The 22,654-nt window shown below is 65.5% G+C and carries 18 protein-coding genes, 1 tRNA gene and 1 pseudogene; 2 read left to right on the top strand and 18 right to left on the bottom strand.

Translation table 11 applies throughout. The features are described 5' to 3' along the window. Positions 1-49 precede the first annotated feature (49 nt). The 12 genes from HUK72_RS01675 to HUK72_RS01620 form a co-directional block, all read right to left on the bottom strand. Complete coding sequence (locus tag HUK72_RS01675; protein WP_176595246.1) at positions 50-1,945, bottom strand: XrtA/PEP-CTERM system amidotransferase; 1,896 nt, start codon at positions 1,943-1,945, stop codon at positions 50-52. Between the two features lie 10 nt (positions 1,946-1,955). Next, complete coding sequence (gene xrtA / locus HUK72_RS01670) at positions 1,956-3,482, bottom strand: exosortase A (protein ID WP_176595245.1); 1,527 nt, start codon at positions 3,480-3,482, stop codon at positions 1,956-1,958. Further along, positions 3,479-4,708, bottom strand: a complete 1,230-nt coding sequence (locus HUK72_RS01665) for a TIGR03087 family PEP-CTERM/XrtA system glycosyltransferase (protein WP_176595244.1) — start codon at positions 4,706-4,708, stop codon at positions 3,479-3,481. The genes xrtA and HUK72_RS01665 overlap by 4 nt, the downstream gene beginning before the upstream one ends. Next, complete coding sequence (locus tag HUK72_RS01660; protein WP_176595243.1) at positions 4,705-5,766, bottom strand: FemAB family XrtA/PEP-CTERM system-associated protein; 1,062 nt, start codon at positions 5,764-5,766, stop codon at positions 4,705-4,707. Before HUK72_RS01660 ends, HUK72_RS01665 begins: the two co-directional genes overlap by 4 nt. Continuing rightward, a complete protein-coding gene (locus tag HUK72_RS01655) occupies positions 5,763-6,608 on the bottom strand; it encodes an XrtA system polysaccharide deacetylase (RefSeq protein WP_176595242.1) in 846 nt (281 codons plus the stop codon). Before HUK72_RS01655 ends, HUK72_RS01660 begins: the two co-directional genes overlap by 4 nt. Before the next feature lie 3 nt (positions 6,609-6,611). Continuing rightward, positions 6,612-7,841 carry an XrtA/PEP-CTERM system-associated ATPase gene (locus tag HUK72_RS01650; protein WP_176595241.1) on the bottom strand — a complete coding sequence of 410 codons (1,230 nt, stop codon included), beginning with the start codon at positions 7,839-7,841 and terminating at the stop codon, positions 6,612-6,614. A gap of 30 nt (positions 7,842-7,871) precedes the next feature. After that, positions 7,872-9,458 carry a hypothetical protein gene (locus tag HUK72_RS01645; protein WP_176595240.1) on the bottom strand — a complete coding sequence of 529 codons (1,587 nt, stop codon included), beginning with the start codon at positions 9,456-9,458 and terminating at the stop codon, positions 7,872-7,874. Next, complete coding sequence (locus HUK72_RS01640; protein ID WP_176595239.1) at positions 9,458-10,378, bottom strand: P-loop NTPase; 921 nt, start codon at positions 10,376-10,378, stop codon at positions 9,458-9,460. The genes HUK72_RS01645 and HUK72_RS01640 overlap by 1 nt, the downstream gene beginning before the upstream one ends. A 14-nt stretch (positions 10,379-10,392) precedes the next feature. After that, a complete protein-coding gene (locus HUK72_RS01635) occupies positions 10,393-11,904 on the bottom strand; it encodes an XrtA system polysaccharide chain length determinant (protein ID WP_176595238.1) in 1,512 nt (503 codons plus the stop codon). 1 nt (position 11,905) lies between these two features. Next, positions 11,906-12,550, bottom strand: a complete 645-nt coding sequence (locus HUK72_RS01630) for an XrtA/PEP-CTERM system exopolysaccharide export protein (protein WP_176597691.1) — start codon at positions 12,548-12,550, stop codon at positions 11,906-11,908. A 148-nt stretch (positions 12,551-12,698) separates the two neighbouring features. Then, positions 12,699-13,931, bottom strand: a complete 1,233-nt coding sequence (locus HUK72_RS01625) for a pyridoxal-dependent decarboxylase, exosortase A system-associated (protein WP_176595237.1) — start codon at positions 13,929-13,931, stop codon at positions 12,699-12,701. After that, positions 13,928-15,439 (bottom strand): acyl-CoA ligase (AMP-forming), exosortase A system-associated, encoded by a 1,512-nt coding sequence (locus tag HUK72_RS01620; protein WP_255325583.1) that lies wholly within the window; start codon positions 15,437-15,439, stop codon positions 13,928-13,930. The genes HUK72_RS01625 and HUK72_RS01620 overlap by 4 nt, the downstream gene beginning before the upstream one ends. Positions 15,440-15,518: 79 nt before the next feature. On the opposite strand from HUK72_RS01620, the pseudogene HUK72_RS01615 reads away from it, so the two are divergent. Both HUK72_RS01615 and HUK72_RS01610 read left to right on the top strand, forming a co-directional pair. Continuing rightward, positions 15,519-16,525, top strand: a pseudogene (locus HUK72_RS01615) (GNAT family N-acetyltransferase). A 28-nt stretch (positions 16,526-16,553) separates the two neighbouring features. Then, a complete protein-coding gene (locus tag HUK72_RS01610) occupies positions 16,554-16,844 on the top strand; it encodes an acyl carrier protein (RefSeq protein ID WP_176595235.1) in 291 nt (96 codons plus the stop codon). A gap of 232 nt (positions 16,845-17,076) precedes the next feature. On the opposite strand, the gene trxB is transcribed toward HUK72_RS01610, so the two are convergent. The 6 genes from trxB to HUK72_RS01580 all read right to left on the bottom strand — a co-directional run bounded on the left by trxB (position 17,077) and on the right by HUK72_RS01580 (position 22,577). After that, positions 17,077-18,039 (bottom strand): thioredoxin-disulfide reductase, encoded by a 963-nt coding sequence (trxB, locus tag HUK72_RS01605; protein WP_176595234.1) that lies wholly within the window; start codon positions 18,037-18,039, stop codon positions 17,077-17,079. 221 nt (positions 18,040-18,260) lie between these two features. After that, entirely contained in the window at positions 18,261-18,998 is a 738-nt protein-coding gene (locus HUK72_RS01600) for a peptidase (protein ID WP_176595233.1), read from the bottom strand. 24 nt (positions 18,999-19,022) lie between these two features. Next, positions 19,023-19,892 (bottom strand): transglutaminase family protein, encoded by an 870-nt coding sequence (locus tag HUK72_RS01595; protein WP_176595232.1) that lies wholly within the window; start codon positions 19,890-19,892, stop codon positions 19,023-19,025. A 13-nt stretch (positions 19,893-19,905) separates the two neighbouring features. Then, positions 19,906-20,838 carry an alpha-E domain-containing protein gene (locus tag HUK72_RS01590; protein WP_176595231.1) on the bottom strand — a complete coding sequence of 311 codons (933 nt, stop codon included), beginning with the start codon at positions 20,836-20,838 and terminating at the stop codon, positions 19,906-19,908. A gap of 139 nt (positions 20,839-20,977) precedes the next feature. After that, on the bottom strand, positions 20,978-22,387 hold the full coding sequence (locus HUK72_RS01585; protein WP_176595230.1) for a circularly permuted type 2 ATP-grasp protein: 1,410 nt from the start codon (positions 22,385-22,387) through the stop codon (positions 20,978-20,980). A gap of 113 nt (positions 22,388-22,500) precedes the next feature. Next, a tRNA-Met gene (locus HUK72_RS01580) sits at positions 22,501-22,577 on the bottom strand. Positions 22,578-22,654 lie beyond the last annotated feature (77 nt).

Below are 22,654 nucleotides of genomic sequence, written 5' to 3'. Positions count from 1 at the left end.
CGACGTCCAAACTGGGCTCCTGCCTGCGCAGGAGCACCTATTGCCCGGATCAAAGGGCAAAGAGCCGCGTCAAAGCCTTGTCCAGCATCAGCAACTGCCACAACAGCCGCCCATGATCGGCCAGCCCGGCCTTGTGATCCGCCGCGACCTTGCCCAGCATCTTCGGGTCGAACCAGCCGGTCTTGGCCAGCGCCGATCCTCCCGCGATCGCCATAGCCTCGCCGGCCAGCGGCCCGCGGAACCAGGCGCTGATCGGCGTCACGAAGCCCATTTTCGGCCGATAGAGAATGTCTTGCGGCAGATAGGGCTCCATCGCCTTCTTCAGCAGATATTTGCCGCTATTGCCGCGAATCCGCTGGGCGACCGGCAGGCGGGCCGCAAACTCGACCAGCCGGTGATCGAGCAGCGGCTCCCGAGCCTCCAGGCTAACGGCCATGCTCATCCGGTCGGTCTTGGTCAGGATGTCACCGGGCAGCCAGATGCGAAGGTCGGCATATTGCGCCCGGTCCAGCGGGTCGCGGGCAGGCGCTTCGGCCATGGTCTTGACGTACCGATCCTCGGCACGATAGGCGCCCAGCCGGGTCTTCATGTCCTGGCTGAACAACCGCTGCCGCAGCGCATGAGGCGTGACCCCGACCGAGGCGGCATAGGCTTCCCCGCCCTCTCCCGCCAGTTCGAGCAAGGTCGACTTGGCCCGCAAGGCCCGCGGCGCCCAATCGGCCTTGGGATAATAGCGCCCCAGCGTCCCGAACAAGGGCTGGCGCACCGAAGCCGGGATCAGCCCGCGCAGCCTTTCCCCCTGCATCTGGAAGCGATGCCGCCTGTAGCCGGCGAAGGCCTCATCCGCGCCGTCCCCAGAAAGGGCCACCGTCACCTGCTCCCGCGCCAGCTCGCACACCCGATAGGTGGGCAGCGCGGAGGCGTCGGCAAAAGGCTCGTCGAAATGCAGGGCCAGCGCATCGATCAGCCCATAATCGTCGGGCGACACGATCCGGGTGCGATGATCGGTGGCGAAGCGCCGCGCGATCCGGTCGGCATAGGCGGTCTCGTCCAGTTCCTTGACGTCGAAGCCGATGGTGCAGGTCTTAACCGCCTGTTTCGACGCCTCGGCCACCAGGGCGACGACGCTGCTGCTGTCCACGCCGCCCGACAGGAATGCGCCCAAAGGCACATCCGCCACCATGCGCGAACGCACCGCCTGGCGCATCAGCGCGACCAGCTCCTCCTCCAGCGCTTCGGGCTTCGCCTTGCTGCGATCGGCAAAGCTGATGTCCCAATAGCGCTGCGGCTGCGGCAAGGGCCGTCCGCGCACGATGCGCAAGGTCTCGCCCGCGCCCAGCTTGCGCACGCCCGCGACCATGCAGGCGTCGTCGGGGACATAACCGTAAGCGAGATAATCCTCGACCGCTGACAGATCGGGAGCGCGGCGCAGCAACGGATGGGCGAGCAGGCTCTTGAGTTCCGACCCGAAGATCAGGCTCCCGTCCGACAGCAGCGCATAATGGAGCGGCTTCACCCCCAAGCGATCACGCGCCAGCCAGAGCGCCTGCGCCCGCGCATCGAACAGGGCGAAGGCGAACATGCCGTTGAATTTCTCGACGCAGGCCTCGCCCCATTGGCGATAGCCGTGGAGGATGACTTCGGTGTCGCTATGCGTGCGGAAGACATGGCCCTTGGCCTCCAGCTCAGCGCGCACCTCCATGAAATTGTAGATCTCGCCGTTGAAGACGACGGCCAGGCTGTCATCCTCCGTCAGCATGGGCTGCGCGCCCCTGCCGAGGTCGATGATCGACAGGCGCAAATGGCCCAGACCCACGCCCGGCGCGGTCCAGATGCCGCTGTCGTCCGGTCCGCGCCACGGCATGGCGTCCAGCATCAGCCCGACCCGCGCCGGATCGACCGGCTTGGCCGTTTCAAGATGGAAGATGCCTGCAATTCCGCACATGCGAAGGGTCTTAGCGGCTTCTAAGGCTGCGGTCAGCCAAATCCTTCACATCGCCCAGATCATGGAGGAAAGCGCTGATCGCGGCATCGGAGGGATGCCCCTCCCGTTCCTCCGCCGACACCAGGATAGCGGCGGCACGCTGGTCGCCACCCAAGAGCCGCACCTTCATCGTCTCCAGCTTGACCAGATGGCCGCTGCCTGTCGGGCGCTCCTTTCCAACGACATAGAAGCTCACCACATGGCGGACCAGGCGGCCGCGGCCGGTGATCTGCTCCCCCCGCGCGTCGGACGGCGCGGGAGCTGGCTGCGACCATGTCCAATCGCCGTCGGGATCGGCCGCGCCCTGCGCGAAGCCCACCAGTTCGCGGCCTTCATCCTGCCTGTCGAAGGTCGCGATGGCGAGATCGACGACCTGCCCCGCTGCGTTGCGATAACGCGCCATGCTCAGACAATCAGCGCCGTCGAAACGCGGCCGCCAGGGATGGAGCGGATTTTCGCCGCTGCGTATCCACCCCTTCAACTCGGGCATGGCGGGCGCGCCGGGAAGAGGCTGTCCCGCCGCAGCACTTACCGCTAGCCAAAGCGGCGCCGCGATGATGATCGCCAGTGCGCTGCCCGCGATCAGACCCGCGCCCGAACCGCCTTTGCTCCGCAGCCGTTCCGGATCGAACCATGGGTCGCCGGGCTTGCGGTCGAAAAACGGCCAGGCTACAGCCATCACCAGCGTCAGGATGACGGCGAAAAAGACCCAGCCATAGACGACATGATCGAACCCCGCAGCCGCATCGATCGTCGTCACCTCCGCGACGAAGATCGTAGCGAAGGCCCGCGCGCCATTGGCCAGGATCGACAGCGAAAGCGCCCCGGCCATGAAGGCGATCCGCCGCTTCCAACGGGTGAAGCAGACGTTGCAGACCAGAAGGCCATAAGCCGTCATGGCGATGACGAACTTGGCGCCGGAACAAGCCTCCGCCACCTCGAAATAGCCATTGGGCGTGGTGATGAAAATGCCCTGCATCTGCGCGGGAATGCCGGTCAGATGGAGCAGGATCATGCTGATATGCGCCGTCACCAGTTGCAGGGGCGCGACGATCTCCTCCCCGAAGGGCACCATGAAAAAGGCGTAGAACAGCGGAAACAGCAACGCCCGCGACACGGCCGGCCCGAGCAATGCGATCACCGATCCCTGCAACATCAGGATCAGCGCCCCATGGCGCACCACCGCCACCCCCGCCGCCGCGCCCAGCATCCAGGCAAAGGTGCCCAGCCCCAGCCAGAGCAGCCCCGGCGCCCAGGCGCCTGGTTCCAATTGCCGCAGCCCCGGCAGGCGCTGCTGCACCAGCCATGCGACCAATATGGGAATGAACAGGCAATGGCCGTAGGTGGAGGCGTTCCACCAGATCGCCATCATGCCCAGCACATCGCGATGGAACAGCGCCAATAGAGTGAAGGCGATAATGGCGAGCGCTGTCAGATGGCCGCGCCAGCCCGCCAGACCGGATTGGGCTGGCCCCAATCGCAAGACGCGCTCGATCATGCGGCCCTCATATCGGCAGCGGCCGGCGATCCGAACAGCATCTCCGGTAGCCGGGCCAGCGTCGCGGACCAGCGATAGCGTTCCTCCATCCGCAGCCGCGCCGCCCGGCCGAGACGTTCCGCGCAATCCCTGTCGGACAGCAATGCGGCGATCTTCTCCGCCTCCCGCGCCGGGTCGGCGGCGATCAGCAGATGCTCCCCATCCTGCGCATCGATTCCTTCGGCAGCTTGCGGCGATGCGACCACGGGCCGCGCCATCGCCATAGCCTCCAGCACCTTGTTCTGGATGCCCCGCGCAATCCGCAGCGGCGCCACGACCACATCCGCCGCCGCCAGCCAGCCGCGCACATCGGGCACGGCGCCGGTCACGATCACGCCGGGCAAAGCGGCCAGAGCCTGAACCGGCTTCGATGGGTTGCGGCCCACAATCGCGAAAGTCGCGTCCGAACATGCGGCGCGAATGGCGGGCAAGGTTTCGCGGGCGAAGCTCTCGACCGCCTCGACATTGGGGCGATAGTCCATCTGTCCGGTGAAGACGAGCAGCGGCCCGTCCCGACGCTCCACCGCCGGGAAATCGGCCGCCGGATCGAAATAATCCAGCGCCACGCCATTATCGATCCCGACGATCCGGTCCGCCCCCAACCCGCTCGACTGCCGGAACAGGGCCGCCTCCGCCTCGCTCACAAAGGCGCAGAGGTCTGCGCGTTCCGCCACCTTCCGTTCGAAATCGAGCAGCACGCGGCCCTCGCGCCGGTTGATCCAGGCCATCGGACCGGAACCCTGCGCGCCATAGGCGGCATATTTGGCCGAATCGAAATCCACGAAATCCATGACGAAGCGCACGCCATCGGGCAGCACCGGCACGAAATGCGCCATCTGCGCCGAATAAGTGACGACCGCAGCGATGGGCCGCTCCGCCAGCAGTTTCGCGACCCAGCGATGCAAGTCCGGATGATCGAACAGCGATACGAGCAGCGATCGCCCCGTCGCCAATCCCTTGATGCCCGCCAGCAGGCGCGATCGGTCGCGCATCAGCACGCATTGGCTGGCGGTCATCTTCGCCATGTCCGGCGCAAAACCCTTATCCCGCGCATCGTCGGCAAAGCAGCCGACATGCACCGGCGCAATCTCCGCCATCCGCTCCAGCAGATGATAGGAGCGGATCTTATCCCCCCGATCCGGCGGAAAGGGAATGCGATGGCAGAGGAAGAGGATTTCCCCGGTCACCCCAGCCCCCGCGCGATGAAAGGCCCAACCAGATTCGCGACCGGCAGGGGCAGCTTCTTCCAGAGGTCGATCCGCCGCTGATAGTGCGGGCTGTTGGGGTTGATGTCACGCCGTTCGCCGGTCGCGGACCAGCTATGATAGGAAAGCGGAACGGGCACGAAGCCGAAGCTCTTCTTCCATGCCGCCTGCCCGCTGTCCGTCTTGGACCGGCCGAAATCGAAGACGCGCATGCCCCGCGCCCGGCCATGGCCCATCAGCCGGTAATACATGAGTTCGTTGGACCGAAGCCGCCGCGCATCCGCGATCCCGCCACCCCAGAAGGGCATCACCCTGCCCTGATGATAGAGCGTCAGCACCGCCGAAACCGGCCGTTCGCCCTCCAGCACAACCAATATATCGGCATCCTCGCCAAAGGCCGTCAGCACCTCCCGGAACAGCCGCGCCGGAAAAACAGGCGTGCCGAGATTGCGGACGCTTTCCGAATAGATGCGGTAATGCGCCTGTCGATGCCGCGCATCCCGCCCGATCTCAATGCGCAGCGCGTCATTGGCCAGAGCCTTGCGCAATTCCGCCCGATGTTTGCGCGGAACGGCCAGCAGTTCGGCTTCGTCATCCGCTGCGATGGGCCGCACAAAGCCCAGATGGCTCCCCTCGTGCAGCGCCCAGCCTTCGCCCGGCATCGGCCCGCCGCGCAGTTCCACCGAACCGATGCCGCCATCCCGCGCCATGCCTTCGCAAGCTGCGGCGAGCGCGGACACCGCCGCCGGATCGCTTGCGAGGATGCCGCCGTCGACGGCAAAACCCGACGACACCAGCGCCTGTCCGAACAAGGCGCTCTTCACATGATGCAGCGGCAACAACCCGACGATCTGACCGGAGGGCGCCACAGCGGACAGCATATGCGCCCGGTTTCCCGTCCCTCGTGCCACGCTCGTCAGCCAGGCCGGGCGATGGAAAGGCGTGCCCTCCGGATGCGCCATGACAAAATCATCCGCCGCCCGCCGCTGAGCCGGATCGGCAAGGTCCAACGCGGTGACGAGAATCTCCCCGGTCATCATGCCGCCCGCTCTGCCTCCTGCACGGCCAGCGCATCGACGCGGCCCCAGGCGAAATCCCGCGTCAGGCGGCGCAGCTTGGCGGCCATGACCGAAAGATTGGTGTAATGCCTAACCCGCGACCGCAGCGGCGCGCCCTCGACGCGAGGCTGGTCTGGATCGATCTCCCACGGATGGAAATAGATGATCGCGGGCCGCCGGTCGCGCTCGTTCACCTGCCGGATCGCCCAGCGCGAAAAGCCATAGGGCAGCAGCCGGAAAAAGCCGCCTCCCCCCGCCGCCAGCGTTCTCCCCGCCAGCCTTGCCGTCGTCACCGGCAGCTCGACCAGGGGCGATCCCTTGACCGGCTTCCAGGCAAAGCGCGGGCTTTCCGGCCAGCCATAATGATCGTGCCGGATCGGCGCCACGCTGCTGCTATAGGCATAGCCCTCCTCGGCCAGCACCTCATGCGCCCAGGGGGTCCGCCGGTCGATGGAGAAGCTCGGCGCGCGATAGCCGGTCACGGCCTGCCCGCCCGCATCCTCCAATATCGCCCGCGAGCGGCGCAGATCGGCGCGGAACTGCGCCCCGTCGAAGGTGAACACCCGCTTATGGTCATAGCCATGGCTCGCCAGCTCATGCCCGGCATCGACGATCCGCCGCACCAGCGCCGGATAGCGCTCCGCCACCCAGCCGAGCGTGAAGAAGGTCGCCTTGACCCCCGCCTCCTCGAACAGTTGCAGCACCGCGTCCGTATTGCGCTCGACCCGATGGGTCAGGCTGGCCCAGTCCTCGCGCCGGATTGTGCGCTCGAACGCGCCGACCTGGAACCAGTCCTCTACGTCAACGGATAGGGCATTGCGCATGGATCACGCAGCGGCGCTGTGCGGCGCATCGCCCATCCGTTCCTCGCGCTCGACCCATTCGACCAGCAGCGTTAGCACCCGGCGCAGCGCCGTATCCTGCTCCGTCACGCGGAATTCCAGCGTGGACAGCCGCTCCTCGATCAAAGTGAAACAGTCCTTCAGCGCCTCGGGATCGACGGTCGGCACGACGCGGGCAAAGTCGTTCTCCGCCCGCAACGTGTCGATTTCTGCCCGGAGCGAGGCGATCTCGTCCAGCAGGCCGACCGCCGGTTCCGCCCGCGTGGAACGAAGCGCCTCGACCTCCGCCCGCAGCACGGCGACCTCATCCGACACGGCCGGATCGACCGCGATCGGCGCAGGCACCTCGGCCAGTTCTTCGGCATCGTCCAGCACGCTATGCGCCATCGGCTCGGGCGTCACATCAGCGTCCGCGCCCATATCGTTGACGACCGCATAGACCACCTCGGCATCGATCACCGAAAGCTGATCCAGCGCGCCCAGCAGCAGCACCCGGCTCACCAGCACGTTGATCCGGCGCGGCACGCCGCCCGTTGCGGCATAGATGGCGGCGAAGGCCTCCGGCGTGAATTGGGGATCGCCCTGCCAGCCGACCAGCGACAGGCGGTGCAATATATAGGGCTCGACCTCCCGCCGCATCATCGGGTCGAGATGATGGGTGGCGATCACGCGCTGGCGAAGCTGCTCCAGTTCCGGCGACTTCAAAAGGTCGCGAAATTCCGGCTGGCCCAGCAGGAATATCTGCAACAGCGACTGCCCGCCCAACTGAAAGTTGGAGAGCATGCGCAATTCCTCAATGGCCGAGATCGGCAGATTCTGCGCCTCATCCACGATCAGCAGCGACCTCTTGCCCGCCCGCGCCTGCGCATGCAGATAAGCTTCTATCTGCTTCAATATCTGCGCCTTGGGCATGCCGTCGACCGCCAAACCGAAGCTCTGTGCGGCCAGGCGGAGCATATCGTCGCCCTCCACCTGTGTGGACACGATCTTCACCGCCGTCAGCCGCGAAGGATCGATCGTGTTCATGAGGTGCCCGACCAGCGTCGTCTTGCCCGCGCCGATGTCACCAGTGATGACGATGAAACCTTCACCCTGCGCCAGACCATAGCCGAGGTAGGACAGCGCTTTGCGATGGGTGGCGCTCTCGAAATAGAAATGCGGGTCCGGCGTTAGCTGGAACGGGCGTCCCTGCAATCCGTAGAACTGATCGTACATGTCTATCTCTCCACCCGACCGGGCATTGGCTTAAAAAGTGTAGCGCAGGCCAAGCTGGCCCATGGCGTTGATGACGGCGTCCAGATTGTCCGCCTTGGCGCTGTCCACGCCGACCGAGGCCGACGCCTGCAGATTGCGCGTGACGAGGCGGTAATAGCTGGTGAAGGCGCCCAGGTTCAGCACGTCCAGACGATTGCCGCTGGCGTCGAAATAATTGGCATAGACCGCCGTATCGATGCTCGACTGGCTGTCGACGCGATAGGTGAGCGAGGCATTGCCGTACCAATTCTGGTCCCGCGTGCCGCGCACCAGCACCGTTTCGCCCGACGGGGTGACGAACTTGCGCTGCGAATAGCCAAGGCCGATGCCCATTCCCCACGGCCCGCGCTCCGCCGCGAACTGCGCCGCGACGCCGCGATAGCGGAAATTCGCCCCTGTGACCCCTGCCAGCGCATCGTTGAAGCACTGCCCGCCGCCAGTGGTGGAGAAAGCGCAGCCAGTGAAATCGCCGGTGAAGGGATTGCGCACGATATTGAGGTTGCTGCCCGACAGCGCCGCCACGTCGGAGGTGATGACCCGCCCGAAGCTGTCGATGCCGTCGAACACGACAAGGGCAAAGGACTTGTTCCGCCCCTGCCAGATGAAGCTGCCGGAATAGGTCATGCCACCATAGCGCTCGCCCACCCGCGCGGTCAGCGAGGTGCGATGGCTCGGCCGCCAGAGCACGCCGACGTCCCAAATGATGTCGTCGAAATCATAGATGAGCTGGCGCGGCGAACTGTCGTCAGTGACATAACGGCCGCTGGAGGAGATCACCGGCACGCCATTGGAGTCCAATAGCGGCGACCGCTGGCTTATCTCCATCTTCTCATAGCCGACGCCGCCGATCAGCGCGACCGTGGGCGAGACCGGCAATGTCGCGTCGAGCCGCGCCCATTTGTCCTCGAACCGCTGGTCGAGCTGGCTCGCATCCTCCCGGCTGTAGCCCGCGCTGGCGACGAGGCCCAGCGGCATCCACACCCCCGGTCCGACGCCCACCGACCCCATCAGGTCATGGGTGGTCGATTCCGCGAAGCCATTGCCCAACGGCGCGCCGGGGAAATCGACATTCACGTCATCCTCGACCCGCGCATAGCCAAGCCGGTAGGAGGCGCTGATGTCCAGATCGCCCAGCCGCGTCGTGTAGGACGGCCCGACATAGCCGGCATAGACCTGGCTGCTGTAGCCGTCATTGCGCACCGAAGCGCCCGACAGGCCATCGGTCCTCACGCGCGTCGCAAGCCCGCCCGCGTTCAGCGTCAGGCCGCGCGCCAAGCCATATTGGCCGCTGACGATGCCGCTGATGATGTCCTGATCGCTCAGCTCATCGCCCCAGCCGAAGCTGTGCGCATATTGCAGGTCGGCCGCCGCCTCCAGACGGCGCGTCTGCACGCTGGCGGTCACGCCCGCCGTGACGTTGGTATAGGTCAGCACGTCGCCGCCGCCCTTGATCGGCGCGACCACGACCTGATCGATGCCGAGATAGGGCGTGACGTCGACCTTGCGCTGCTCGTCCCGCGCAAGAGCGGGCGAGGACAAAGCGATCCCCGCGAGAAGAAGGGCGATGCGGGAGATCATCAGTCCGCATTCCCCTGAGCATAGTAGCTGCCGAAACGCCGGCCGCCGCTGGCGAAGTTCACACCGTTCAGGAGCAGCTTCACCTTGGACGCGCCTTTGAGCAGGCTGGCCGCATCGCGCAGCGCGCCTTCCGTGGTCCGGTCGGCCCGCACCACCAGCAGGGCGACCGCCGCATGGCTCGCCAGCACCGCGGCGGGCGAGGCCGCCAGCAAGGGCGGCGAATCGAACAGGATGATGCGGTCGGGCCGTCCTTCGGTCAGGCGGCCCAGCAGCATTTCCGTGCGCGCGGAGGCGAGATATTCGGTGTCGTTATTGCTGCGCTGTCCGGCCGGAAGCACGGAGAGCGAAGGGATGTCGGTGCGCAGCACGATATTCTCGATAGCAATCGCCGGATCGGCCAGCGCGTCCATCAGGCCCGGTCCGGCGGTCAGCCCCAGCGCCTCCGGGATGCCAGGCTTGCCGAAATCGGCGTCGACCAGCAGGATTTCCCGGTCCTTCTCCGCTGCCAGGCTGAGCGCCAGGTTGATCGCGCAGAAGCTCTTGCCTTCCCCGCTATGGGCGGAGCAGATCAGCACCCGGTTGCCCCGCCCATTGCCCGCCAGTTCGGCCAGCAGGTCGCGCTTGAGCAAGCGAAACTCCTCGCTCATCGCGGTGACGGGGCCGTCGGGCAGCAGATAGCCCGCCTCGACCAGCGCGATGCGGTCGATCGGCTGCACCGGGCCGGTCCAGTCCGGGGCGCGATGGCCCGCTTCCGGTATCTCGGCGGCGACCGGCGCAGGCGGCGTAACCTCAATGGCCGCTTCATCCTCCGGCACTTCCACCGCAGGCGCGGCGCGGCCGCGCAGAGCGGCGCTGAAATCGTAGATTTCGGTCGCCCGTTCGATCAGCGATCCGCCCGACGGGGACTTATGCTTGTTCATCGTCCGTCCCCCCTTCAGGCCAGTCCGCGCTGGACGAATTCGATGACGACCAGCAGCAGGCACAGCGCCGCCAGCCCGCCGCTCGCGCCCGCGAACCATTTCAGCCGTTGCTTCTCCACCGCGACCTGCGCCGCGTTGACGGTCTGGCTGATCGATCCGATCACCGGCACGCCCAGCGCCTTTTCAAGCCGCGCCGCATTGGGGAAGCCGCCCTTCAACTGCGCCATGGCGAAGGCCGTGCCGACCCCCGCGCCCATCCCCAGGATCAGCACGCCCAGCAACAGCAGCGGCCGGTTGGGCGCCGCCGGAACCGTCGGCAGATTGGGCGGATTGATGACACGGAACTGGACCGAGCCGGTCTCCGACTTCACGTCGCCGCGCAGGCGGATTTCCTCCCGATCGGCCAGCATCTTGTCATATTGGGTCTTGAGCACCTGATAGTCGCGGTCGAGCCGCTCCTGCTCGGCGGCGAGGCCCGGCTCATCCGTCTGGCGCGAAGCCATGGCGTTGAGATCGGCCTGCAACTGCGCCTTGCGGGCGGAAAGCCCCTGCACCGTCGCGGCGCGCTCCGCCTGCATCGACCGGATCGAGAGATAGGCCGGATTAGGGGTGCTGCTGACGCTGCCGCCGCCCTGACCGCGCAGCAGATCGACCTGCCGCTGCGCCGCGATCACGTCCGGATGGCTGCTGGTGAAGCCCCGCGCCCGCATGGAAGAAAGGTCCGCCTGCGCCTGCGAGAGCGCCGAAGGTCCGCCCGAAGCGCCGACGCCCGGCAAGGTCTGCGGCGTGCCCGCCAACTGGCCGTTCATCGCCGCCAGCGCGCTTTGCGCCTGCACCAGTTGCGAATCGATGCTGTTGATCTCCGACCGCGCCGCGTCCATGCGCTGGCTGATCGATCCCGCGCCCGGCAGCATCCCGGCATAGCGCTGCTCGAACTCGACGCGGCGCTGTTCGGCGGCGGCGAGCTGCTTGCCCCGCCCCGCCAGTTGCTGGTCGAGGAAGGCGAGGCTCTGTTTCGTTTCCACCTTGTCGGAGGACAGGTTGGTTTCCTGGAAGATGTCGACCAGCTTCTGCACGATCTGCTGCGAGATGCGCGCATTGGCGCCGTCCGACAGGCCGGAGTCCGCCGACGTCGCGCTGATGTCGATCATGCTGGGGTCGAGCTGGGCGACGACCATGATGCCTTCGCGCAACTTCGTGATCTTCGCCGCCATGTCGCGTGGGCCGTCGACCGTCTGGTTGAGGTCGGTTTCCTTGACCACCCGCTCCAGATTGGCCGTGCTGGCCAGCGTCTGGCGTACCCGGTCCAGATCCTGCTGCGACTGGAGCTGGGTGATGCCCACCTTGTCCTCCAGCAGCGACTGGGTGTTCACATAGACCCGCGCCTTCGATTCATAACTATTGGGGATAAGCGCGATGCCCAGCCAGCCCAGCAGGCACACGCCCCAGGCGACGGCCAGCGCCAGCCAGCGGCGGAGCCAGATGCCGTGCAGGATGACCAGCAGTTCGTCGACCAGCGCCGCCATGTCAGAACATGCTTTCGGGGATGATGATGACGTCGCCGGGCGCCAGCATGACATTGGCCTTGCTGTCGCCGCGCTTCAGCAGGTCTCCTATGCGGAGCTGATATTCCTGCTGCTTGGCGGTTTCGCGGTTGAAGCGCACCAGCCGCGCCTTGTTGCCCGCCGCATATTCGGAAAGGCCGCCGACGGAGATCATCGCGTCCAGCAGGGTCATGTTGGCGCGAAACGGGATGGAGGCGGGCTTTTCCGTCGCGCCGACGATCCGCACCTGCTGGCTGAACGTGCCAGAGAAATTGTTGACGATCACCGACACCAGCGGATTTTCGATATATTTGCCGAGCGCGACCTTCAGGTCGTCGGCCAGTTGCTTGGGCGTCTTGCCGACGGCGGGCATGTCCGAAATCAGCGGCGTGGTGATGCGCCCGTCGGGCCGCACCTGGACCTTCGCGCCCAGATCGGGATTGCGCCACACGAAGATGGTGAGGTCGTCCAGCGGGCCGATCACATATTCCTCGCCCGGTCCCTCCTGCGTCGAAACGAAGGAAGCGGGCGGCAATTTTGGCGCGCTGCCGTTCGAAGCGCAGCCGGAAAGGGCCACGGCAGGCAGCGATACGCCGATCAACGCCCGGGAAACCGACAGGAAACGCATGGTCTTCACCCTCTTGCTTGCTTGCCGCGCGCAAAGGGCCGCCAAGGGACAAGGCGGGCCGTCGGGCACGGGGCTTTGACCGACTTCTTGCCCGCAAAGGGTAAAGATACCGTTAGGAGTTAAGTTGTTGGCAAATCAGCCCATTAAATCAGCCGACCAACAGCTCCAAAGGAGCCGGATGACCAAGAAAAGCGGCGGGGCTGGCCGAGGCGCCATAGGCCCCCGCGAGGAAGATCGCGATCAGGTCGCCCTCCTCCACCGGCGGCAGCGCCACCTTGTCCCCCAGCCTGTCGATCGGGGTGCAGAGGCAGCCCACGACCGTTACGGCTTCCTGCGCCAGAGCCTGCCCGAAGCGGTTGGCGACGGCGATGGGATAGTTGCGCCGGACCACCGTGCCGAAATTGCCGCTGGCGGCCAATTGGTGGTGCAGGCCGCCGTCGACCACGACGAAGCTTTCGCCCTGGCTTTTCTTCACGTCGACTATGCGGGTCAGATAGACGCCGGACTCTCCGACCAGCCAGCGGCCCAGTTCCATGGCGAACTCGCTGTCCTTGAGGATGTCGGCGCGGCTCTCCAGCAGCGTGTCCAAAGCTTCCCCGATGGGCCGGATGTCGAGACGCTCGTCGCCGGGGAAATAGGGGATGCCGAAGCCTCCGCCGAGATTGACCAGCGGTGGCGTTGCTCCCACCGCATCGGACAGGCGGGTCGCAAGGCCGATGGCCGCCGCCTGCGTTTCGATCAGGGCTTCCGCGCCCAGCGCCTGGCTGCCGGCGAAGATGTGCCAGCCACGCCAGTCCGCGCCCGCATCGATCACCCAGCGCGCCAGATCGGCCGCCCGCTCCGCATCCACGCCGAAGGGCTTGGCGCCGCCGCCCATGCGCATGCCAGAGCCTTTCAGGTCGAAATCCGGGTTCACGCGCACGGCCAGCTTCGGCGTCCTGCCGCGCTGCTCGCCCAGCGCGATGGCCCGGCGCGCCTCGCCTTCCGATTCCAGATTGATCGTCGCGCCGCTGTCGATGGCGACGATCAGCTCGTCGTCGCGCTTTCCCGGCCCGGCGAAGCTGATATGCGCGGCGTCCATCCCGGCTTGCAGCGCCCGCGTCAGTTCCCCGCCCGAGGCGACATCGAAGCCGTCGACCAGCTTCGCCATGCGCTCCAGCAAGGGTGCGTACGGGTTCGCCTTCACCGCATAATGGAGGGACAATAGGGAGGGCATGGCGTCGCGGAAGGCGCGGACCTGCGTCTCCACGATGCCCATGTCATAGACGAACAACGGCGTGTCGCCCGCTTCGTCGACCAGGCTCGCCGCGCCGCTGCCGCCGATCAGCAACATGCCTTCTTCGCCCTCGAAAAAAGGCGGGATTGGGCCCATGGGCTTCATGCGGCATAGTCCTTAGCGAGCGCCACGCGGTCGATCTTGCCATTGGGATTGCGGGGAAATTCGGGCAGCATGACGATCTCGCGCGGTTGCATGAAATTGGGAAGCTCGGCCTTGAGCCGCGCCTCGACTTCGCCCTTTAATTCGGGCGACACGCCACGCAACAGCAAGAGCACCGCCTGACCCAATCGCTCGTCCTTGACGCCCAGCGCCACGGCTTCGGCCACGCCCTTGACGGCAACGGCGGCTTCCTCGATCTCGGTCGGGCTGATGCGGTTGCCTGCCGACTTGATCATCGCGTCGTCGCGTCCGACGAAAGTGAGCAGGCCTTGGGCATCCCGGCGCACGGTATCGCCCGACCACACCGCCATGCCGCCATAGCGTGAGGCTTTCGGGGCAGGCTTGAACCGCTCCGCCGTGCGCGCTTCGTCCCGCCAATAGCCCTGCGCCACCAAAGGACCGCAATGCACCAGTTCGCCTGGTTCATCATCGTCGGTCACGCTGCCGTCGGGGCGCACGACCAATATCTCGGCATGGGGGATGGCCGATCCCATGCTGTCGGGATGGCTGTCCACCAATGCGGGCGGCAAATAGGTCGAGCGGAAGGCTTCGGTCAGGCCGTACATGGGATACAGGTCCGCCTTCGGGAAAAGCGCCCGCAATTTCGCAACCAGGGGCCGGGTCAGCGCGCCGCCGCTGTTGGTGAGGCGCCTGAGCTTCGCCGCGACCTCCTCCGGCCAGTCCAGTTCGGTGAGCTGCACCCAGAGCGGCGGCACCCCGGCGAGCGTCGTGATGTCCCGCCGGTCCACCGACTTCACCACGTCGCGCGGCGTCAGATAGTCGAGCGGATAGACGCAACCTCCGGCAAACCAGGTCGAAAGCAACTGGTTCTGCCCATAATCGAAGCTGAAGGGCAGCACGCAAAGCGTCCGGTCCTGCGGGGTCAGCTTCAGATAATCGGCCACCGACACCGCGCCCAGCCAGAGATTGGCGTGGCTCAGCATCACGCCCTTGGGCCTGCCGGTAGAGCCGCTGGTGTAGAGGATCGCCGCCAGATCGTCAGGCGCGGCGTCGGATGGGTCCAGCGCGTCCCCGCCGCTCATCGCGCAAGCCGCATCGTCCTCCCGATGGAGATGGCATGCTTCGGGCACGTCGGTTGGTTCCAGGGTCGCCAGGCGACTCGCCGTTCCGATCAGCAGGGACGCGCCGCTGTCGGCCAAGATATGCGCGACCTGGGCATGTTTGAGCAGCGGGTTGACCGGCACATGCACCAGTCCGGCGCGGGGCGCGGCGAGCGGCATCAGCGCCGCCACCGGGCCCTTGGCGACCCAGCTTGCGACTCGCGCGCCCTTCTCCAGCCCGAAGCCCGCCAGCCAGGCCGCCAGCCGTCCCAGCGTCCTTTCCAGCTCGGCATAGGTCTGCGTGCCCGACCGCCCGTCCAGCGCGGGCCGCGCCGGGTCGCCGCGCAGCAGCAGATGGTCGATGGGCAGCACTTGCGCGCCGTCGACCATTATTGGCGGGGGGGAATCGCTTAACTCCATCTCCAGACTTTTTTCCTAAACGCCATGATGTTGCCGGGGAGATAATGGTTTGCTGGTCGCAAGGGAATATCGCAGCTTCACGCAAGCGCGCCAAGCGCTCGGCGCTGCGCTCGACCGGGCCTCCATGTCTTCGCTGTTCGACCGTATCGACTGGTTCGAATCGCTCCATGCGCATTGTTTCGGCTCAATGGAAATCCGCATTTTCCAGGCAATGGAAGGAGAGCACCAGGCTTGGCTTTTCCTGCTGTCCCCCATAACCGGACGGGTGAGCGCGCTTGCCAACTGGTACAGTTTCGACTGGACGCCGATCTTCCTTGGCCCGCAGGACTGGACGGTCCGCCGTCGCCTGATCGAAGTCATCGCCCAGACGCTGCTGAAGGACAGCGCCCAGATCGACCTTTATCCGGTGACGGAAGCATCGAGTCTGCTGCTCGACGCCTTCCGTCGCGCTGGCTGGTTCAGCGTTCGGCGGCCGATGGGGGACGGCATCTATTGCATCTGAACGGCCGGAGCTTCGAGGATTATTGGGCGCAAAGGCCGGGCCGCCTGCGCACGCTGATCGCGCGCAAGAGCCGCGCCAGCCGCTTCACCCTCAACATCACCGACCGGCTGACCGACGCGCTGTGGCGCGATTATGTCGCGGTCCATGAGCGAAGCTGGAAACAGCCGGAAGCCAATCTGTCTTTCCTTCAAACGCTTTCCGCCCGGGAAAGCGCCGCCGGAACGCTCCGCCTGGGCTTTGCCCGGCTGGAGGATCAACCCGTCGCCACCCAGCTTTGGACCGTGGAAAACGGCACCGCCCTGATCCACAAGCTGGCCCATGACCAGGCGTTCGACGGCGCTTCGCCCGGCAGCCTGCTCAGCCACGCCATGTTCGCTGACGCCATCGACCGGGATCGTGTCGCGACGATCGACTATGGCACGGGCGACAATGGCTACAAGACCGACTGGATGGAACGGCGCGAGACGCTCCATCGGCTGGATTTCTTCAACCCCCGGCGCGCGTCCATCTGGCTGCCCGCCGCCCGCACGGCCATTTCCGCGCTTGTAGGTTAGCGGCGGAACGACTAGGTAGGCGCCCATCATGCGGGCGGACAATGCACAACCGGTCGACCGGGCTATGGATATTGAAACAATGATGCGCGCCCTGTTGCGCGACGTGCTGGCCTTGTCCCAGGATCGCGTCGACGTCTTCGAGGCGGACACGCCGCTGTTCGGGGCGCTGCCGGAACTGGATTCCATGGCCGTCGCTGGCCTGCTGACCGAAATGGAAGACCGCTTCGGCATCCTGATCGAAGATGAGGATATTGACGGCGACACGTTTGAGACGTTCGGGTCGTTGGTTGCCTTTGCGGCGGCGAAGGTCGGGGGCTGAACTTCCGGATTTGCGGTGCCGAAGAGCGGGTTTTTGCGCGTTGGTGAATTTCTGGATGGGTGGTTCGCTAACCTTCTGCTTTCCTTGAAATACAGCGTGCTCCTGCGTAGGCGGGAGTCCAGTTCAGGCGGTGCGATGACCCACAAAGGGCGGGACTGGGCTCCTGCCTTCGCAGGAGCACGGGGTGATTAATGGCGGGAGGTGGCCATTCATAGCCACCCGCCGAGGCGCTTCATTCCGCCGCGACTGCTTCGAAATCCGCTTCGGCCAGGAATTTCTCGACATCCAGCGCCGCCATGCAGCCCATGCCGGCCGCCGTCACTGCCTGGCGATAGACCTTGTCGCTAACGTCGCCCGCCGCGAACACGCCCGGAATGGCGGTCCTGGTCGTGCCCTTCTCGACCAGCAGATAGCCCTCGTCCATCGGCAGCTTGTCGACGAACAGCTCCGTCGCGGGCTGATGTCCGATCGCGACGAAAGCGCCGTCCGTCTCGATATGCGACTTGTGGCCCGTCACCGTGTCGATCAGGTCGACGCCCACCAGCCCTTCCGGATTGCCGCCGCCGACGAAGCGCTCGATCGCCTGGTTCCAAAGCACCTTGATGTTCGGATGCGCGAACAGGCGCTGCTGGAGAATCTTCTCCGCCCGCAGCGAATCGCGGCGGTGGATCAGCGTGACATCATGGCTGTGATTGGTGAGGTACAACGCCTCTTCGACCGCGGTGTTGCCGCCGCCGATCACCACCACCTTCTTGCCGCGATAGAAGAAACCGTCGCAGGTCGCGCAAGCCGATACGCCCTTGCCCTGTAAAAGCTGTTCGCCTTCCGCGCCCAGCCATTTGGCCTGCGCGCCGGTCGCGATCACCAGGCTATCGGCATAATAGAGCGTGCCGCTGTCGCCCTTCAGGCGGAAGGGGCGTTCGCTGAGGTCGACGTCGACGATCTGGTCGTACATCATCTGCGCGCCGACATGTTCGGCCTGCGCCTGCATCTGCTCCATCAGCCAGGGGCCCTGGATGACGTCCCGGAAGCCCGGATAATTTTCGACGTCGGTGGTGATGGTGAGCTGCCCGCCCGGCTGCATGCCCTGCACCACGATCGGCGCCAGACCCGCGCGCGCGCCGTAAATGGCGGCGGACAGGCCGGCTGGGCCGGAACCGAGGATCAGCATGCGGGTCGAATGGGTTGCGGTCATGAACGTCTTTCCGGCTGCGATTCGTGTGTCGGGATGAGATAGGCCAAGCAGGCGGACGCGCAAGCGATGGATTTGCTTGAAGGGGGAGAAGCTGAGCCTTGGACCTCCTCCCCTCCACCTCGTCAGTGCGCAACAGGAAGCGTGACCCCCGGGTCAAGCCCGGGGTGACGAAATTGGTGGGGCGAACTTCGGATTCGGATGGCCAGGGGTGACGGACGAAATCAGTCGATCACGTTGGGCAGATCTTCGAACCCCTTCCGCAGCGCCGCCGACCAGCTATGCGAGAGAAGCTGGAATTCCTCATTGTCGGCCTCGATCCGCGTCCGCACGCGGAAGTCGAACGCGTCCCGCTCGATCACCGTCAGGTCCAGCGGCATGCCCACGGACAGGTTGGACCGCAGCGTCGAGTCCATCGACACCAGCACCGCCTTGGTCGCATCCTCCAGGCTGGTTCCGCGCTTGATGATGCGGTCCAGGATCGGCTTGCCATATTTATGCTCACCGATCTGGAAGAAGGGCGTGTCCTCCGTCGCCTCGATGAAATTGCCCGCCGAATAGATGAGGTAGAGCCGCGGCTTGCCGCCCTTGCGCTGCCCGGCGATCAGGATGGAGGCGTCCGCCGCCGCGCCCTGCATCTCGATCGTGCTGCGATAGCGGCCCTGCATCGCGCACATCGCTTCCCCCACGATCTGCGCGACGCGATGCATGGTTGGGCAGTTGAGGATGGTTTCGATCTGCGGGTCGAGCGCCGAATCCTTGATCGCCCGGCCCAGCATCGCCTTCACCCCCTGGGTGATCGACAGATTGCCCGAACACATCATGGTGATGGCCCGCTCGCCCGGCACGCTGTAGGTGAAGCTCTTCCGGAAGCGCGCGATATTGTCCATTCCCGCATTGGTGCGGGTGTCGGACAGCATGACCAGCCCCTGGTCGACGCGCACCGCCACACAATAAGTCATGGCCCCAAGGGCTCCTATCGTCGTTCAACCCTGCGTGGTGGTCTGGGCGCCTTGTTGTTGCTGCCGTTGCAGTTGCCGCTCTTCCACCCCATCCTCCGCCTGCGCGATCCGGACGTCCGCGTCAATCCAGATATCGCCCGCCACCGTTACGGAGCCGCGAATAGGCGCGGCCTCATCCGCGTCCAGCCCGCAGGCGATCCGCAGATAACGTTCCGTCACGCAGACCCGGTTGGACGGATCGAAGCCAACCCAGCCCAGTTCGGGCACCAACGCTTCCGCCCAGCCATGGGTTTCGTGCAGCACGTCGCCTTCGTCGGCCAGCAGATAGCCGGATACGTAACGGGCCGGAATCCCCAGCGCCCGCGCCCCGGCGATGAAGACCTGCGCATGGTCCTGGCAGACCCCCGCCCCCAGGGCGAAGGCCTCCGCCGCCGTGGTGCTGGCGGTCGTCACGCCAGCGCGATAGGCCACCGCATCGCTGACCGCCGCAGACAGGGCATGGAGGCGGGCCAGCGTCCCCTCCTCATCGGGCAGGCTTAGCGCCACGTCCCGGATCGCCGGAGACGCCGTGGTCAGCCGCGTCTCCCGCAGGAAATAGCGGGGATCGACCCGGCCGCCAAGCCATCCGACCACGCCATGGCTCTCCCGCGTCTCGACCAGGCCTTCCGCAACGATGACGGCATTGTCCGTCCGGTCGTGCCGGACCCAGATCGCTTCCATCTCGCCATAGCTGTTGGGGCGGAAGCTGGTCAGCGGCTCACCATTGACACTGACCTGCCAGTCCAGCACTTTCTGTGCAGGCGTGTCGACCGGCATCAGCTTCAGCCGCATCGCCACCCGCCCGGCCGCAGCCTCATAGCGGTAGATCGTCTGGTGGCGGACGAGCAGTTTCATGCGCGCCCTCCCCTCAGCCGAAATGATAGGCCTGGGCGATCTCCACGCCCAGCCGGTTGGTGCGCATCAGGCCGTTCTGCACCGTCTCATGCAGGCCGGCCCGGAAAATCTCGCCGCTGTCCAGCTTCTCCAGATCGGCCACCATCTCCCGCACCGTGTCGTGGCAGGCGGCGCGAGCGTCGTGCCATCCGGCCAGCCGGTTGAGCCGATAGGCAAGCTGGTCGTAGCAATAAGCGATGCTGCGGGGAAACAGCCGGTTCAGCACGAGGAAATCGGTGATCTGCCAGGGCGTGTAGGTGCCGCCATAGATATGGTGGAACGCCCGCGCGCCCGACAGCGCATAGAGCACCGACGTCCATTGATAATGGTCGCGATTGCCGCCGACCACTTCGGTCTCCGGCAACAGCACATAATATTTGACGTCGAGCAACCGCAGCGTCATCTGCGCCCGCTCCAGCGCCGACCCGGTGCGCAGGAAATCATGGCCCTCATTGCGGAGCTGGCCCGAATGGGCCGCGCCGCGAAAGGTCATCACCCGCGTCTTCACCCAGTCGATCAGGGCGGGAAGCTGCTGCCGCGCCTCCGCCACGTCATAGCTGTCGAGCTTGCGCCAGCCTTCGTTCAGCGCCTCCCACATGTCCTGCGTCAGCATGGTGCGGGCCGACTTGGCGTTGGCGCGGGCTTTCAGCAGGCAGGAGCGGATGGAGGAGGGATTGTCGAGGTCCAGCATCAGGAAGGCGATGGCGTCGCTTTCCGTCACCTGCGCGCCTTCGGGGAAATGGTTGAGCGCGCCTGTGGCCCGCACCACGGAGCGCCATTCGTCGCGGTGATGTGCGCCGGGCAGGATCGCCATGCGCTGGCCCATGGTCAGCAGGCGGGCGGTGGCCTCCGCCCGCTCCATGTAGCGGGCCATCCAGAAGAGATTTTCGGCGGTCCGGCTCAGCATGGGGCACGCTCCCTCTCTTCCGTCATCCCCGTGCAGGCGGGAATCCATCTCCCAAGCGTGCAGCCAGGGGTGAGGTCAGGAGATGGATTCCCGCCTTCGCGGGAATGACGGAGAAAGAAAAGGGACAGGTCCACCATCATCAATCCTGCAACACCCAAGTATCCTTCACTCCGCCCCCCTGGCTGGAGTTCACCACCAGCGATCCTTCGGTCAGCGCCACCCGCGTCAGCCCGCCCGGCACCAGCCTGATCTGCTTGCCCACCAGGCAATAGGGGCGGAAATCCGCATGCCGCCCGACCACCGCCGCCGGGCCCAGCGTGGGCACGGTCGACAAATCCAGCGTCGGCTGGGCGATGAACTCGCCCGGATTGGCCCTGATCCGCTCGGCATAGGCGGCGACCTCGTCCTTGGTCGATTTCGGCCCGATCAGCATGCCGTAGCCGCCCGATCCATGGACTTCCTTGGCCACCAGATCGTGCAGATTTTCCAGCACATAGGCGCATTCGTCGGGCTTGCCGCATTGCCAGGTCTGGATATTGTCCAAGATCGGCTGCTCGCCCAGATAGAAGCGGATCATTTCCGGCACGTAGATATACACGGCCTTGTCGTCCGCGATGCCTGATCCCGGCGCCGACGCCAGCGTCACCCCGCCATTGCGATAGACGTTGAAGATGCCGGGCACGCCCAACAGGCTGTCCGGCCGGAACACCAGCGGATCGATATATTCGTCGTCGATGCGGCGGTAGATGACGTCGACCGCCTTCGGCCCCAGGGTGGTCTTCATCCACACCCGGTCATTGTCCACGAACAGGTCCGCCGGTTCGACCAGTTCCACGCCCATCAGATCAGCGAGGAAGCTGTGCTCATAATAGGCGCTGTTCAGCGAGCCGGGCGTCAGCACCACCACCACGGGATCGCCCTTGCAGGCGGGCGGCGCCACTTCCTTCAGGCTCTTCAGCAGTTCCGCCGGATAATCGTCGACGGGCGCCACTATCCCCTGCGCGAACAGTTCGGGGAACATGCGGGTCATGATCTCGCGGTTTTCGAGCATGTAGGATACGCCGGAGGGGGTGCGGCAATTATCCTCCAGCACCTCGAACCGGGTCGGGCCGGTGCGGACGATGTCGATGCCGACGATGTGGCTGTAGACCTTCCCCGGCGGGGTGAAGTCGGCCATCTCGGCCAGATAGGCGCTGTTCTGGTAGATGATGTCGGCGGGCATGATCCCCGCCTTCACGATTTCGCCACGATGATAGACGTCGTGCAGGAAGGCGTTCAAGGCCCGCGCCCGCTGGCGGATGCCCTTGTCCAATATGCGCCATTCCTGGCCGGTGAAGATGCGCGGCAACAGGTCGAAGGGGATCAGCCGTTCCGGGTCGCCGCCCTCGCCATAGACGGCGAAGGTGATGCCGATGCGCCGGAAAATCGCCTCCGCCTCATCCATTCGACGATTGAGACCGGCAATGCCCGTCCGCTCCACCCAATTCTGCACTTCCGCATAGCAGGGGCGTATCGAACCGTCCGGCTCAAACATTTCGTGGAAGGGCAAAGTGTCGTTCCTCCCTTCGGGGATGACCCCCGGTTGTGCATTGCAACATTAGTGCAATAGGGACGAACGAATGCAAGCGGAAAATCCGCCTATGCCTAACAGGATCGAAAGGATGGTAGCGGAGGAGGGACTTGAACCCCCGACACGCGGATTATGATTCCGCTGCTCTAACCAGCTGAGCTACTCCGCCCCATGGGCATGCCGCCGGGCGGCGCCCTGCGGTGAGGCGGCGCTATAAGCAGAGCGGGCGGACGGGTCAACGGGGTT

It is taken from the genome of Sphingobium sp. 15-1 (assembly GCF_013375535.1).
GTDB classification, from domain to species: Bacteria; Pseudomonadota; Alphaproteobacteria; order Sphingomonadales; family Sphingomonadaceae; genus Sphingobium; species Sphingobium aromaticivastans.
The sequence above is the reverse complement of the archived record's forward strand: the minus strand, read 5'-3'. Positions and strand labels throughout refer to the sequence as shown.

Bases quoted from the DNA above. Each gene is read 5' to 3' on its own strand.
- HUK72_RS01675 (WP_176595246.1), bottom strand. From the start codon at position 1,945: ATGTGCGGAATTGCAGGCATCTTCCATCTTGAAACGGCCAAGCCGGTC.
- xrtA (WP_176595245.1), bottom strand. From the start codon at position 3,482: ATGATCGAGCGCGTCTTGCGATTGGGGCCAGCCCAATCCGGTCTGGCG.
- HUK72_RS01660 (WP_176595243.1), bottom strand. From the start codon at position 5,766: ATGATGACCGGGGAGATTCTCGTCACCGCGTTGGACCTTGCCGATCCG.
- HUK72_RS01655 (WP_176595242.1), bottom strand. From the start codon at position 6,608: ATGCGCAATGCCCTATCCGTTGACGTAGAGGACTGGTTCCAGGTCGGC.
- HUK72_RS01650 (WP_176595241.1), bottom strand. From the start codon at position 7,841: ATGTACGATCAGTTCTACGGATTGCAGGGACGCCCGTTCCAGCTAACG.
- HUK72_RS01645 (WP_176595240.1), bottom strand. From the start codon at position 9,458: ATGATCTCCCGCATCGCCCTTCTTCTCGCGGGGATCGCTTTGTCCTCG.
- HUK72_RS01640 (WP_176595239.1), bottom strand. From the start codon at position 10,378: ATGAACAAGCATAAGTCCCCGTCGGGCGGATCGCTGATCGAACGGGCG.
- HUK72_RS01635 (WP_176595238.1), bottom strand. From the start codon at position 11,904: ATGGCGGCGCTGGTCGACGAACTGCTGGTCATCCTGCACGGCATCTGG.
- HUK72_RS01630 (WP_176597691.1), bottom strand. From the start codon at position 12,550: ATGCGTTTCCTGTCGGTTTCCCGGGCGTTGATCGGCGTATCGCTGCCT.
- HUK72_RS01625 (WP_176595237.1), bottom strand. From the start codon at position 13,931: ATGAAGCCCATGGGCCCAATCCCGCCTTTTTTCGAGGGCGAAGAAGGC.
- HUK72_RS01620 (WP_255325583.1), bottom strand. From the start codon at position 15,439: ATGGTCGACGGCGCGCAAGTGCTGCCCATCGACCATCTGCTGCTGCGC.
- HUK72_RS01610 (WP_176595235.1), top strand. From the start codon at position 16,554: ATGCGGGCGGACAATGCACAACCGGTCGACCGGGCTATGGATATTGAA.
- trxB (WP_176595234.1), bottom strand. From the start codon at position 18,039: ATGACCGCAACCCATTCGACCCGCATGCTGATCCTCGGTTCCGGCCCA.
- HUK72_RS01600 (WP_176595233.1), bottom strand. From the start codon at position 18,998: ATGACTTATTGTGTGGCGGTGCGCGTCGACCAGGGGCTGGTCATGCTG.
- HUK72_RS01595 (WP_176595232.1), bottom strand. From the start codon at position 19,892: ATGAAACTGCTCGTCCGCCACCAGACGATCTACCGCTATGAGGCTGCG.
- HUK72_RS01590 (WP_176595231.1), bottom strand. From the start codon at position 20,838: ATGCTGAGCCGGACCGCCGAAAATCTCTTCTGGATGGCCCGCTACATG.